Here is a 14655-nt window from a genome sequence, read left to right as displayed (position 1 = left end):
AGTTGGTTTTTACAAATTACACTATGTCAATGGATGACTCGTTTTATGTTCATGAGTGACAGTATGCCATCATAGAAATGATTATTAGGTATGTAGAGTAATCAGTGTATGCACGCAGTGCATCGTATTTTATTTAAATAAAATTCTTTCAATAATAATAGTATTGTACGTATATGTTAAGTTAAAGGTTTTGCTTTATAAAAACATGAGACTTTACTATCTTGCAGTTAGTTTTTGGTATTTAGATGCAAGTATGTCAAAAAAGACAGTGCATGTGTTCAAATTCATGTAGAAATTTTCGTGAGATTGTGTCTTTTTTTTGAAATGTGATCTCTGTGGCATTCGATGCATCTTGTATCTGATAATATTAGGTCATGGAGGTGTGTAATTGTGTATTTAACATATATTTATTAATGAATGATAAGTATCATCCAATACAATTAAAGTAGATCGATAAAGGGCAAAATAAATTTTTATTGTACAATTTTAAAGCGCATTATGCACTTAATACTGTATTTATCGTGGTTTATAAGCATGTATCATTACATAGAGATCGATGGTTTCAGGTGTGCAATAGTTAGAGTGCTGTCATTATCCGCTTTGTATTTATTATGAAGTGTATGTTTTCGCTCTGTAGTGAAACTGTTGGAGTCTGATGGTTTCTTGTGCGTTATTTTTCTCAGGTATATGTGTGTTATATATGTATTGAAAAAATATAGTTTTTTGAAGCTTTTATGTATTTTTATTGTAAAAATCAAGCATGTATTTTAAAAAAGAGTATTGCTTCTGCTTTTGATGTTAAATATATGAAACAATACCTCCTGTTTTTTTTGAAACCATTAATACCGAGTATTAGTTTATACTATGTTTAGTATCTTGCAAATCCGTTTTAACTTTTACTACGACACCATAGATATAATGTAATTAATAGGTGAGATAGATAAATAGCTTAGAGGTTTTAGAGGAACATATCGACTTGATAGTAAGGACTAAAAGAGATTAGTAGATTTACCTTCAGGGCCACAACATACCGAGCAGAAGATATTTTTTGGAAGGGAAGGCTCTCACATTATTACGCTTATAGTATATGACTTTATGAGTATGTTTAGTAATAACCTCCCCTAACTATTCCATTTTAATAAAAGTTTAAAAAGATCATATAGGGTACGACATATGACATTTAAAAAACAGCATGACAATATTATTGGATTAACAGACGTCATGATTATTGATAATGGTAGATTATATCAAGCTATTAAAGCAGCCGCATTAGGTAATACTATTGAGTGGTTTGATGTCAGTATATATGGGTTTATAGCTTACGCATTAGGAGAGGTTTTTTTTCCTTCCAGCGAGCTTGGCATACAACGAATGGCAGTATTGGCAACTTTTTCTGTGCCGTTTTTAGTTCGACCATTAGGCGGTTTGTTTTTTGGAGCGTTAGGAGATAAGTATGGTCGCCAAAAAATACTTTCACTAACTATCATTATCATGTCATTAAGTACTGCTTGTATAAGCATAATTCCATCCTACCATTCTATAGGAATATGGTCCCCTATCTGTCTAATTCTCTGTAAAATTGTTCAAGGATTTGCAGTAGGGGGTGAATATATTGGGGCTGCTATCTTTGTGGCTGAATATTCGCCAGATCGTAAACGTGGTTTTATGAGTAGTTGGTTAGATTTTAGCTCTATTGCTGGTTTTTTACTAGGAGCTGGATTGGTAGTCCTGATTTCCTTTATGACTGGGCCGGATCATTTTCGCCAATGGGGTTGGCGTATTCTGTTTTTAATGGCATTACCTCTTGGTTTAATGGGGTTGCATTTGCGCCGGAAAATAGAAGAGACACCTGTCTTTCAGAAGCATGTTACACATTCAAAAAAAAAAGGTAGTTGTGAGTTGTCTACTGGCATAAGAGCGACTCGTTGGCAAGTGTCTTTGAGAGAGATTCTCGCTAGCTATTGGAGGAGTGGTCTCACTTGTATAGGCTTGGTTATTACGACTAATGTTACATACTATATGTTGCTGACTTATCTACCCAGTTATTTATCGCATAACTTGCATTATTCTGAAGAGCAGGGGATCAGGATAATGATAACCATTATGCTTGGTATGTTATTATTACAACCAATAATGGGTTTAATGAGTGATAAGTTCGGTCGTCGCCCATTATTCATTATCGGCAGCAGTATGTTGTTATGTTGCGCCATGCCTTGTTTTATGTTAATTAATAGTGGTATGATTGAGCTTATTTACTGTGGTTTACTAATATTATCCTTCATTCTCAATAGCTTTACTGGTGTGATGGCATCAGTATTACCGGTTTTGTTTCCAACTCGCATGCGATATAGTGCATTAGCTGTTTGGTTTAATATTTCAGTATTGATTGCTAGTTTTACCCCAACAATTTCTGCGTGGTTAGTGGAAATCACTCATAACTTGTATGTACCAGCATACTATCTAATGATAGTAGGAGGTGTTGGGTTATTGACCGGGATCATGATGCGAGAAACGGCCAACTTACCTTTGCGCGGTACTGACCCTATCGCTTCAAATTTAGAAGAAGCCCAGGAACTTGTAAAAACACATCATATTAATACTGAGAAAAAAATCACAAAGGTGAAACAACAGCTTACCGCACTAGAAGAAAAACGTTCACCTGTGATACATTAAAATTTCTATCGTTAAAAGAAACTATAGGATAAAAAATATCTGTGATTATAATATGATATGTAAAAATGACGGATTTCTTAAACAGCCATGCCAACTATCAGATTGATGTTTAGTGTGTACAATACACTCAATGGTAGTTAAATGTTCATCAAGTATGTAGGTATATTGTAAAATTTTACTAAGTAAGTCTGTATTTTCACGATTATCAAATTTAGACTATAGTCTATTATTTTGTTGTTTACGTATGGAAAGATAACGAAATATAAAATATAAACTACAGGGATGTATGTTGTTTTCTTCACGCACATTATTAGGTGAAGTATAAGTATTTTTGTATGATCGATAACAAACCGTGAATGGAGCTTGCAGAATCTGTTTCTGCATCTATAAAATATTGAAAATAGATGACATCTGATAGAAAAATAAGTTGACTTGAAATAACGAAAAAGTAAATAATAAGTTACGCATTGATATTAGTAAGAATACTGACGATTTATTTTAGCATGCGATATTTAAAAATAAGGAATTTTTAGTGGTGAGATGGCCGAGAGGTTGAAGGCGCTCCCCTGCTAAGGGAGTATGTGGTGCAATCTGCATCCGGGGTTCGAATCCCCGTCTCACCGCCATTACGCATCCATAGCTCAGTTGGATAGAGTACTCGGCTACGAACCGAGCGGTCGGAGGTTCGAATCCTCCTGGATGCACCATATTTATAATAGTGGACTATGATATATATAGTCAAATAGTCAATTTTAGGATTCTACCTAAAATTATAACATATAGTATAGTATTATGTGCATAAATAGCAAAAGCTAATGTGTAATGGCTGTATGTGTTTTTTGAATATACTATTAGAATATTTTATATATTTATGAAAAATACCATAACAATAAGTAGAATACTTAGTATATGTAGATTGTGTGATCAATTAATCTAACCTTAACGCTTTCATGTATAGCATCACGTTTATAGCGCTAACAGAATCATCTTTAACTCTTGGTACCGGTTGTGTATTAGAGTATAAAAAGATTGAATGAAAGTTATATAAGCATCGTGTATATGTTTGTATTAAGGAAATTGAGATCGCATAGTATTTTTAATTTTTTCCGATGTGAAGGTCATTATATCAAGGTTTTCCGTATTAAGTATGCATAAAATATAATCAAGTCTTTAGTGGTTTTTAACCATTGCAATGATAAGCATACATAAAGAAGATATTGGATATTCTAAAAAGAATACACACTCTAGAGGCATAGAACAGCATCTAATTCGTACGAGAAGAGGATCCGACGCCAATACACCTTCGTTCTCATGTTCATATTTTAAGCAGTTTTATACTTTGCTTACTGTGCGCTCTTAATTAGTACACTGTTCAAAAATATTTGAAAAGAGATACTCATTAATTCAAATTGATAGGGATCTGATATAATTAGCGGTCCAGTCTTGACATATGGATATGGTATTAGATATTCGCATGCAGATAGATGATATATTATGTGTTCTACAGTGTTAGTATTTGACTCTGGTGTTGGCGGTTTGTCCGTCTACAATGAAATATGTAAATTATTACCAAATCTTCATTACTTATATGTATTTGATAATATTGTCTTTCCTTATGGCGAAAAATCCGCAGAGATTACTACGCAAAGAGTCGTATCGATTATTTCAGCAGTGACGCGCCTTCACGCACTTGCACTAGTGGTGATTGCATGTAATTCAGCCAGTATTGTGAGTTTGCCTGCACTACGAGCGCGTTTTATCTTTCCAGTAGTAGGGGTGGTCCCAGCAATAAAACCTGCTACTTATTTAACACGTAATGGTGTCATAGGTTTATTGGCTACTCGCGGAACACTTCAAAGATCTTACACACATGATCTTATTGCTCGATTTGCTAAACCATGTAAAATAACTCTATTGGGCTCCAAGGAGTTGGTTGAGTTAGCTGAAAGAAAATTGCGTGGTCATTTAGTATCGATTAGAATAGTGAGAGCTATATTACAGCCGTGGTTAAATATGTCCCAACCTCCTGACACAATTATATTAGGGTGTACACATTTTCCATTAATTCGCGATGAGTTGACACAGGTATTACCTGCAGGCACACAGTTCATTGATTCAGGGGCCGCGATAGCTAGACGTGTAGTGTCTGTTTTAGGGCACCCATTACATACAGAAATTCCTGTTGCACAGAACATGGCGTTGTGCATGGATTTGACGCAGCAAGCAAAAGAATTAATCCCTATCCTAAAATATTATGGATTTAGGAGATTAGAGCAGCTTAAATTGTAAATATATGGTGGAACGTAGTAGATATTTTAAAAAAGTTTTCTGTTTCACTCTTGTGCTCTATATCAGAATGGATATAATAGGAGTACCTTCATATTGAAAAGTATTTTTAGCCAAATCTGTTTAGATTATGGAGTATTTTAAAAGGGAAGATAGACTGCAGAACATGAGAATTTTTTTATGTAAATGTATGTAAGGATAAATTATAAGTTATAGTAGTGCCATTATGCACTATATGCTATGTTAGTGAGTATATATTTTAGAGTGTTTTGCGTCAGAAAATCGTATATGTATTCTATATAAATCAGAGTAATATAGCATAGATGATTACCTATATTAGGGTATCCGAAGATATATAAATTTTGGTTTTTATAATATACTATATCAGTATTCTGTAGTATTTTACGAGTATAAAAGTATTCTAGAGGATCAGCCAAGACCAGTATATTAGATAGATATCGTTTCATGGTAAAAGATAAAGCTCAAGTCCCCATCGTCTAGAGGTCTAGGACACTGCCCTTTCACGGCAGTAACAGGGGTTCAAATCCCCTTGGGGACACCATTATAGAAATGGTGTTAAAAAGCACGTGTTAGGATCTCTACTCTATATAGAGATAGGTTTTTCTGTTAATGGTTACAAGTATCTTATTTATTAATAATAGATAGCAGTATCCATCCTTCAGACTTTTGTCAATCTAATTCATAATATATATTAATAATTAGTTACACAACTAGAGTTATTGATAATCCGTGGTCTGTATTAGGGAGTATAGTAACACATTGTAACAATAGATATTATCGTTTTAGAGGTAGACTACATTGTAGTCAAAAATAAGAGATTATTGCTATAAAATGATCATATATGTCGCTGAATAAAATTCATAAAATATAAAATTATATCAGTGTAGTATATTGTATGATTGTAGGAGAATAGTGATATCAGAGATAAGGTGTTCAGTACCTTCATTCTTAATATATATAGTGTATTGCCACTTCTTTTTTAGAATGGCGTGTATAGATAAATTGTATTTCTGCAAAGTGGAATCAGCATATATAAAATATTTAAGAATATAGATAGACATGTCTATTATTATATTAAGTATTATGTAGTTGTTTTAGGGATGTAGTTCAATTGGTAGAGCACCGGTCTCCAAAACCGGGTGTTGAGAGTTCGAGTCTCTCCGTCCCTGCCACGACAAAGAAGCTAATTGTTTTATTTCATTGGAATGAGTGTTTTAAAGAATGACTTGGTATAAATTAAGGCAGATTTTTTGTTCTTAGTGAGTGTAGAAGAAACTTTTTCAGTCAAGAATGACCAATTATTCATATGGCTAAAGTGTGTATAAGATACAAGCTTGTTATGTATTGCACCTAGATGTATTCGGAGCAGTTCTTTTCGATAGATCAACGGAGTGATTGTTATTTCATATTTGCATTTATGATCAGTTTTTTGGCACCTGCCAGTTAGGCTCAATCGAATAATGTATATCACTAGAGTGAACAGTTAGCAAACTTTATTACGCAAATACGTTGGTGCCGCATTGCGAGGTAAAATTTCATATCCTAATGCAAGAGTTTTTTGTGCTAGGGGTATAATATCTACTGCATTGGATGTTTCTATTTCGGTAATGATGAGATCGAGATGGCTGACTTTGAGTAGTTGCGGATACATTTTCCATCCTGTGCCAATACAGACCCACTGATCTTTTAATAAAGTCATTCGTTTTATTATATCCGTGGGGTGACGTAGTGATTCAGTTTCTTCGCCATGCCAATTCCCATAATTATCACGTTGATACTCAGCCCAATATATCTCACCCATGTGAGCATCCGTTGCTACTAGTACTCGTTGTGCATGCTGATATCTCCAAGCTGCTTGGGCCATGCTTTTAAGAGTGGAAATGCCTGTTAATGGAATGTTTGCGCCTAATGCTAAGCCTTGTGCAATAGCAAGACATATGCGCACACCAGAAAAACCACCAGGACCACGAGCAAAGGCTAGGATGTCTAGTTCCTGTAAGGAAACGTTACCTTTTTGTAATATATCTTGTATTAATGGAAGAACGTATTGCGTATGTTCACGAGAGCATTTTTGAACATACGAGAGTTCTTGCTTCTTCTTCGATAATGCCACAGAGCAAAATCTCATAGTCGTGTCTAACGCTAATATTTGCATATATCTCTTATCTTATTTGGAAACTCAAACATTATTACTTGAATAGACGATTTCTATTTGAGGATTGTATCAACGTTTCAGCTTGTAGGTCCTTATACTACAGAGACTACTGGTAGTAGAGAATTATATAAAATTCCATATATACCAATAGCTTAGTATATAATCATAGTATATATAAAAACAGATATGGTCTATCTATTTTATATTATCTATATTTTTATGCCCGGGAGGTGATAAAAATTTTTATATTTTATGCATAAAATTAATATGCGATATGTATTGTGGAGAAGTATCGCATTACATAATAGCTTTCTTGTGTGTGGTATTAGTGATGTATGATCAAGATTTTAGAGAGTATGTATTATACATGATGGATAATTTATCGAGAAATTATTTTAATAACGTTGCATTTTTGGGATTTTCTTTTTGAGATGCTGATTTTAAGGCAAGAAATGGTTTCCAATCATTCATTTAATGTCCTCATGGCTTTTTTAAGTAAAAATTTATCACATACGACTGGCGTCCTCAGTGCTTTTATATACTGCGTGATACCGGCTAGAATAAATGGTGACATTTCAACTAAAACTGGTGAAAACCATGTATCTAGATCCAGACATTTCTACTTCAAAAACATTTCATCGACTTTGGCCAATAATCAGACCGTATCAAATAGGATTAATTATAGCTGCTATCTCACTCATCCTAAATGCGATCGGTGATACCTTGCTGCTATCGCTTCTGAAACCTTTGTTGGATGATGGTTTTAACAAATCGGGCAATTCAGTTTTACTTTGGATGCCTCTAGTGATTATTGTTTTGATGCTTTTGCGGGGTCTGACTAGTTACGTATCTAGTTATTGTATTTCATGGGTTTCTGGCAACGTGGTGATGCACATACGTAGGCATTTATTTAACCATATCATGGGCATGCCTGTATCCTTTTTTGATCAACAGTCTACTGGGACATTATTATCTCGTATTGCTTATGATGTGGAGTATGTTGCTTCTTCTTCGTCAGGTGCTTTAGTAACTATGGTACGTGAAGGTGCGTCTATTATTGGTCTTTTTATGCTCATGCTATATTATAGCTGGCAATTATCTTTAATTTTAATGGTCTTAGCTCCTTTAGTTTCATTGTCTATTCGTACTGTTTCTAAACGTTTCCGTGCTATTAGTAAAAATATGCAAAATACAATGGGACAGGTGACTACTAGTGCTGAGCAGATGCTAAAAGGACACAAAGAAATTTTAATTTTTGGAGGACAAAAGGTTGAAAATGAATATTTTGATCGTGTAAGTAATTGCATGCGGCAACAAGGAATGAAAATGGTATCTGCTTCATCGATTGCTGACCCGATTATTCAACTGATCGCATCATTGGCATTAGCATTTGTTTTGTTTGTGGCTAGTTTTCCCAGTGTGATGGCAACGCTTACTGCTGGTACTATGACAGTAGTTTTTTCATCCATGATAGGGCTTCTACGACCGTTAAAATCTTTAACGAACGTTAATGCACAGTTTCAACGAGGTATGGCAACATGTCAGACAATTTTTTCTATTCTAGACAGAGCTCAGGAGGTGGATAGTGGAAAATATAATGTGCAACGCTCTCTTGGAGAGATTGAATTTCGCAATGTAACTTTCAATTACCCCGGTCGTGATTATCCTGCTTTAAAAAATATTAACTTAAACATTGCGGCTGGACAAACTGTGGCTTTAGTAGGGCGATCTGGTTCAGGTAAATCAACAATTGCTAGTTTGCTCACTCGGTTTTATGATATTCAATATGGCAATATCCTGTTAGATGGTTATGATTTACGTGAATACAAACTGAGTTCATTACGAAAACAAGTAGCCTTAGTATCACAGGATGTTCATTTATTTAATGATACCGTTGCAAATAATATTGCTTATGGTTGTCATGAGAAATATAGCCGCGAAGATATTGAGAGAGTAGCTATAATTGCTCAGGTTATGGATTTTATTAGTACCATGGATGATGGGCTAGATACTGTTATTGGTGAAAATGGCATCTTACTGTCTGGAGGTCAACGTCAGCGTATTGCGATTGCGCGTGCAATGTTACGTAACTGCCCCATTTTAATTTTAGATGAGGCAACGTCAGCTCTAGATGCTAAATCTGAGCGTTCTATACAGATAGCCTTAGAGGAGCTGCAGAAAAATAGAACCTCCTTGGTAATTTCTCATCGTTTATCGAGTATTGAGAATGCTGATAAAATCATTGTTGTTGAAGGCGGGAAAATTATAGAAAGCGGCACGCATAGACGGTTATTAGCTGAAAATGGTAGTTACGCACAGCTTTATAAAATGCAATTTTCACAATGATTCATCATTTTTGGAGTACAAGTCCTGTACGTTATTTATTATTTCCGTTATGTCTTGTGTATGGTGGCATAAGTAATTTATTGCGCATTAGCTATCTTTTAGGATGGCGAAAGACATGGCGCGCGCCTGTTCCAATTGTGATGGTTGGTAACCTGACTATAGGTGGGAACGGTAAAACTCCTTTGGTAATTTGGCTTGTAGGGATGCTACAAAGTCATGGGCTACGTGTTGGAGTAGTTTCACGTGGTTACGGGGGAAAAGCCAGACATTATCCATTCATAGTAGGACAACATACTACCGCTCATCAAGCCGGCGATGAGCCCATACTGATTTATCAGAGAACGCATGCCATAGTAGGCGTAGCACCAATCAGAAAAAAGGCAGTAGAAGAAATTCTTAGGTGCTCAGTGGTAGATATCATTATTACTGATGATGGATTACAGCATCATGCATTAGCTCGTGATATTGAAATCGTAGTCATTGATGGTGAGCGTCGTTTTGGCAATGGATGGTGGTTACCAGTTGGCCCGATGCGCGAACTGCAGAGTCGCCTGCGAAGCGTAACGGCAATTATAACTAATGGTGGAGTAGCTTTACCAGGTGAGTTATCTATGAAGTTACTGCCAGGATTTGCAGTGAATATCTCCTCGGGAGAAAAGAGGCCTGTAACAGAACTCCAAAATGTAGTGGCTATGGCAGGGATCGGGTGCCCGCAGCGTTTTTTTAAGACTTTATATACAGAGGGGGTCAGGCCATTAAAAACCATATCCTTTCTTGATCATAAGAGATATCGCTTAAAAGGCTTGACTACATTAACAACCAGTGGGCAAACGCTGCTTATGACAGAAAAAGATGCAGTTAAAGTTCGTCATTTTGCTAAGAAAAATTGGTGGTATCTACCTGTAGAGGTCGCACTATCTGGCAACGACGCCCAAGAATTATTGAAAAATATTTTTTGTTTGGTTTCAGCTCTACGATGATCAAGAAATCGCTGTGATAGAGTATCAATTCTAATATTTATCAAAATAATGAAGACAGATCACACCTATGATTATTCTAACACAGTAGTCGCTTGTTGGATTGTGATCTTACATGAAGACGAATAAAATTCTCAGCATATGTGAGGCCTCTATAATTGCAATTATCATGATCGATCTCAATATTATGTTCATAGGGGTTGTAAAGTTACATATCAATAAGTTATCAAAGAAGTTATCAAGGGCCTTGATCACATATAATGTGTATCTATTATTCTAATATATATTATGATTTTACGCTGCTCAATGAGAATTTACTTAAATATTTTCTTAGTATTTCAGGTGTTCTATGAGCATCATTCTCTATAATCGACAGAATTAAGTCTATATGAAAGATACAAGGATTGCATGAGGTTTGAGGTGCTTTCTTTAAGAATATACTTCAGAAGAAAGTTTTTTTACAACAATGGATATCATCAAGTATCTTTTATAGAGGGTGATGTCTTGGTATAACTCAAGGAATGAGGTTGTTCAAAATTTTGCTATTAGACTAGAGAGATATAATGAAGAAAGCTTAACCGTATGTATGAAGAAATATTTTTAAAATATAAAGAAATACGAATATGCTTCAGAGTATCTATGATCGTAAGTGTGTGATAGAAAGAAAGAGTGTTTTATAGTTTTAGCTATACATATATCCATAATTCAGAATGCACTAAATATTACCATATGAGAAGATTTTTATTTTTTATGAAGAAGATTCATGGTGGTGGATTAAATAATCAGAGTTCGAGTATGATCTTGGTAAGCAGTATATGATTTTTAGTTAGATTAATGATCACCATTGAATTGTGGAAATAAATATCAGTATTATACTATCAGTACATAGTAAAATATATTGTGATTCACAGTCGTCTAACAATATGAAAAATATTTTGTTAGCCGGTGTGTCATTGATTATATAAATAGTAATAATTTTGCGGTAATGTTTAGTCGGATAACGTATTCAATAGGTCGTAACTATGTTTAGCTATCTTGATTTATATTTATCTATATTAGACAGGTCAAGTCTACATAGCCATGATTTAATTTCTATCTTTCTGTGATACAACGATTAGTATTTGTTAGGGTGTGAGTATACAAATATATTGATATTATATGGAGTTTGCATGATGGACACTTTATGAATTGAAAAATACAGCGCATAATATTTTCTTGAAAAATCCTTGCTTGATCCTTAGATGAGCAAGCATAGGTATCAGAATACTGTGATTATAGATAAGTTTTCAATTGTATAAATAGTTATATGTACAACAAAAATATCGTTATACATCATGAGAAATCTATGTATTTCACTATATTACTCAATAATACTATTGATTCCTGACTTCACGGGAAGTATTAATAAGAGACAAGTACTGTTTTTTAATCTGCTCCTATTATAACTATATATAATGATTTTATATGTATAACACATACGATAGCGCATAAGTTGCACCATATGTCTCGGTGTGATACTAGGCTAAGAATATAGAAATACGCTGATAAAGTATATTTTGTTTTTTTTTGGTATGTGTTTTTGTGCGGCCTTACGTGACATATTTATTTCTAAATGTTTATGAATAGTATTTCGTATTATATGTTTTGCTTTTATCGTAAAAATTTTCTATTTGCATATGGTACTCTAATTATTTTGTCAGATGGGGTAATTGCAGTCTACGAATGCAGTGATGATGACAAAAAGAGTGAAGTGGTGTACTACGGATTATATTGGGCGTGCAATAGTGCAGAGCGTAAAAATACTTTTGATTACTAAATCTCTTATAGCTTGTATATAGATAGAAAAAATCTAGTTGAAGTATATTTAAGAATCTTAAGATATGATGTCATTAGGTTTGATATATTGGGATAGCAGGGAGAAAGGTTGAACCAACAATGTCCTGATTGTGATATCTCTAGGTTAAATTCACTATTTAGGAAAATTTGTACACAATCTATAGTATATGTAATGATCATGCTTTGATTCTGCATATGTTTTTGTGATCAGAGCAATTTTGTACTGATTTTATGCGTATTTTTTTTGTAGATAGATTAGATCTATCTGAGATAGCGTGTCAAATATGGTGGAGGTAAGCGGGTTCGAACCGCCGACCTCTTGCATGCCATGCAAGCGCTCTTCCAGCTGAGCTATACCCCCATAGCTTTTAGCGGCATACGACCAAGATATTATCTTGCAATCATATAGTATAAAGAGAGTATTCATATTGTGGATATTGATATTAGATTGCATTTTACGATATTCAAAATAACTAGTAGGTATGTTACCATATATTTTATATATTATTTCTCTTTTATAATGTCAGGATGAAAATAACCTGATATGAGACGCACTATGTACAGGTATGACAGACTATATTTTTATTTTTTTTGTTATCTATTATTTATATTCACAACAAGGTTATATTGCTGATGGTGTGATTGTTACAGTACACCTTGCCCCGTTTTTTTATTGTACCAATATAGGAATATAGATGCCGTATATCATACAACAATATAGTCATATATAGAATATATATCGTATATATTATAATTACGATGTTATATGTTTGTTTTTATTGTTTTTGGTTTTCTACAAGTGAATATCTTTTATAGGATGAGTTCTCTGAGTATGTTTGTAAAATATTACGTCTCAAGATTGCGAAGAAGATGAAACATGTTAGAAAACTCATTATCCACACTGAACCTAAAATTTGATGACCTAAGTGTGCTGAGGTACTGAGTAAACGAATTCGTCAGGTATAACTAATGCTAGTGATGCATCTCTAATCGACTAGTGTGTTGTAATTAACATATCACTGCGCGATGAAAGCAGAGAGAATTTATTTAGTCTATGGATCATGCGAGATCAATAGATTATTTTGATTAGCTCCTTCAAAAGGGGTAAATATATCTTATATGCGCACTGCTCATGGAAATTTTTTAATTTTATTTAAAAAGCTTGGCGCCCACTTGGTTGGGTGTGGTGTAGTGATTTCTATTTTAATTGAAAATAAGAGTATTCAGGGAATATTAATGGTAATCATTATAGATGAATTATATAAAATCCTGAATGCTTTGTGATTTTCTTGTGTGATCTTTGTATTTTTGCGTTGTCTATTGTGCATGCACAGAGCACTCTGTAGTAGTGAGTTTAATACAAAGAATTAACATATGTGTATGTAAGGCAAGTATATAATACAACGGGAACACAGTGGATGTATTTTTTCATGCACTCACGCTGTGATGTGGTTAATATAAAGTATGTTTTCCATAGGCAATTAGTTCCATCTCTAACATCGCGGGCTAAGTCTTTGATGGGTGATTTTATACTTTCAATGTTGAGAATATGATTATTAGTTTAATAGCGGCTTTGACCACCAATCATGTAATTGGAAGAAATAATACTATACCTTGGTTTTTACCAATTGATCTAGATTGGTTTAAAAAAAACACATTGCACAAACCCATCGTGATGGGACGCTGTACGTGGGAAACTCTACCATTACCTTTGTCAGGGCGTATGAACATTATCTTGAGTCGTGTTCCAAATAAGAGCACTAAAATGGTGAAGTGGGTGACGACCATTGAAGATGTTTTTAGGGTTTCCGGCACAGCTCCAGAGATCATGGTGATTGGTGGAGGCGATGTGTATCAGCAGTTTATCTCAAGCGCTAAACGATTATATCTAACACATATTAAGACAGTAATTGCAGGAGATACTTATTTTCCATACTATGATCGAACTCACTGGCAAGAGGTTTTTAGCGCATGTTATTGTAGGAATACATATCATAAGTATAATTTATTATTTGAAATTCTTGAGCGATATAATGAATGCGATGTTGTGTTTTCGAAAAAGTGCATTGCTGGTCATTACTAGCATGAGGGATACAGTCAAGATGAATAATATTCATGTATATTTTATATAGTATAGTGAGTAAATGTTACAGTGAGACACTATTTTGTCATTAAAATACCTTTTCTCAAGCTTGATAACTATAAGCTAATAACATATGATGATTATCATGATGTGGACTAGAAGCATGATGGGCACGCACTGCGTATTTAGCAAGTTTTTATACAAAGATAATGTGATTCAAGAAACAAAGACAGTAAATTACTGCTAATAGTATGCTTAAAGACATATCTGCTCTTTTT

At 34.3% G+C, this 14655-nt stretch carries 7 protein-coding genes and 5 tRNA genes; 10 read left to right on the top strand and 2 right to left on the bottom strand.

All coding sequences use genetic code 11. The features are described from left to right. Positions 1 to 1173 precede the first annotated feature (1173 nt). The 6 genes from proP to ERCIKOCA2762_RS02965 all read left to right on the top strand — a co-directional run bounded on the left by proP (position 1174) and on the right by ERCIKOCA2762_RS02965 (position 6152). Positions 1174 to 2673, top strand: a complete 1500-nt coding sequence (gene proP / locus ERCIKOCA2762_RS02990) for a glycine betaine/L-proline transporter ProP (protein WP_157988682.1) — start codon at positions 1174 to 1176, stop codon at positions 2671 to 2673. 534 nt (positions 2674 to 3207) lie between these two features. Beyond that, a tRNA-Ser gene (locus ERCIKOCA2762_RS02985) sits at positions 3208 to 3299 on the top strand. Between the two features lie 4 nt (positions 3300 to 3303). Continuing rightward, positions 3304 to 3380 (top strand) — tRNA-Arg (locus tag ERCIKOCA2762_RS02980). Between the two features lie 787 nt (positions 3381 to 4167). Further along, complete coding sequence (gene murI / locus ERCIKOCA2762_RS02975) at positions 4168 to 4962, top strand: glutamate racemase (RefSeq protein ID WP_157988681.1); 795 nt, start codon at positions 4168 to 4170, stop codon at positions 4960 to 4962. A 483-nt stretch (positions 4963 to 5445) separates the two neighbouring features. After that, positions 5446 to 5521 (top strand) — tRNA-Glu (locus tag ERCIKOCA2762_RS02970). A 555-nt stretch (positions 5522 to 6076) separates the two neighbouring features. After that, a tRNA-Trp gene (locus ERCIKOCA2762_RS02965) sits at positions 6077 to 6152 on the top strand. 311 nt (positions 6153 to 6463) lie between these two features. On the opposite strand, the gene tsaB is transcribed toward ERCIKOCA2762_RS02965, so the two are convergent. Continuing rightward, positions 6464 to 7135: a tRNA (adenosine(37)-N6)-threonylcarbamoyltransferase complex dimerization subunit type 1 TsaB gene (tsaB, locus tag ERCIKOCA2762_RS02960; RefSeq protein WP_157988680.1), complete on the bottom strand. Its 672-nt coding sequence runs from the start codon at positions 7133 to 7135 to the stop codon at positions 6464 to 6466. Positions 7136 to 7732: 597 nt separating this feature from the next. On the opposite strand from tsaB, the gene msbA reads away from it, so the two are divergent. Together msbA and lpxK are read left to right on the top strand one after the other, a co-directional pair. After that, positions 7733 to 9481, top strand: coding sequence for a lipid A ABC transporter ATP-binding protein/permease MsbA (gene msbA / locus ERCIKOCA2762_RS02955; RefSeq protein WP_157988679.1), 1749 nt, complete (start codon positions 7733 to 7735; stop codon positions 9479 to 9481). Beyond that, positions 9478 to 10461, top strand: a complete 984-nt coding sequence (gene lpxK, locus ERCIKOCA2762_RS02950; protein WP_157988678.1) for a tetraacyldisaccharide 4'-kinase — start codon at positions 9478 to 9480, stop codon at positions 10459 to 10461. Before msbA ends, lpxK begins: the two co-directional genes overlap by 4 nt. A gap of 2118 nt (positions 10462 to 12579) precedes the next feature. Here lpxK and ERCIKOCA2762_RS02945 read toward each other — a convergent pair. Next, positions 12580 to 12655, bottom strand: a tRNA-Ala gene (locus ERCIKOCA2762_RS02945). Positions 12656 to 13413: 758 nt separating this feature from the next. Here ERCIKOCA2762_RS02945 and ERCIKOCA2762_RS02940 point away from each other — a divergent pair. After that, positions 13414 to 13578 carry a hypothetical protein gene (locus tag ERCIKOCA2762_RS02940; protein ID WP_157988677.1) on the top strand — a complete coding sequence of 55 codons (165 nt, stop codon included), beginning with the start codon at positions 13414 to 13416 and terminating at the stop codon, positions 13576 to 13578. A 265-nt stretch (positions 13579 to 13843) separates the two neighbouring features. Next, complete coding sequence (gene folA, locus ERCIKOCA2762_RS02935) at positions 13844 to 14377, top strand: type 3 dihydrofolate reductase (protein WP_232043108.1); 534 nt, start codon at positions 13844 to 13846, stop codon at positions 14375 to 14377. Positions 14378 to 14655 lie beyond the last annotated feature (278 nt).

It is taken from the genome of Candidatus Erwinia haradaeae (assembly GCF_900698935.1).
Lineage (GTDB): Bacteria > Pseudomonadota > Gammaproteobacteria > Enterobacterales > Enterobacteriaceae > Erwinia_E > Erwinia_E haradaeae_D.
This window is presented reverse-complemented; position numbering and strand designations above follow the sequence as displayed.

What these genes read in the sequence shown, in the direction of transcription:
- folA (WP_232043108.1), top strand. Translation starts at nt 13,844, where the DNA reads ATGATTATTAGTTTAATAGCGGCTTTGACCACCAATCATGTAATTGGA.
- proP (WP_157988682.1), top strand. Translation starts at nt 1,174, where the DNA reads ATGACATTTAAAAAACAGCATGACAATATTATTGGATTAACAGACGTC.
- lpxK (WP_157988678.1), top strand. Translation starts at nt 9,478, where the DNA reads ATGATTCATCATTTTTGGAGTACAAGTCCTGTACGTTATTTATTATTT.
- msbA (WP_157988679.1), top strand. Translation starts at nt 7,733, where the DNA reads ATGTATCTAGATCCAGACATTTCTACTTCAAAAACATTTCATCGACTT.
- murI (WP_157988681.1), top strand. Translation starts at nt 4,168, where the DNA reads ATGTGTTCTACAGTGTTAGTATTTGACTCTGGTGTTGGCGGTTTGTCC.
- ERCIKOCA2762_RS02940 (WP_157988677.1), top strand. Translation starts at nt 13,414, where the DNA reads ATGCGCACTGCTCATGGAAATTTTTTAATTTTATTTAAAAAGCTTGGC.
- tsaB (WP_157988680.1), bottom strand. Translation starts at nt 7,135, where the DNA reads ATGCAAATATTAGCGTTAGACACGACTATGAGATTTTGCTCTGTGGCA.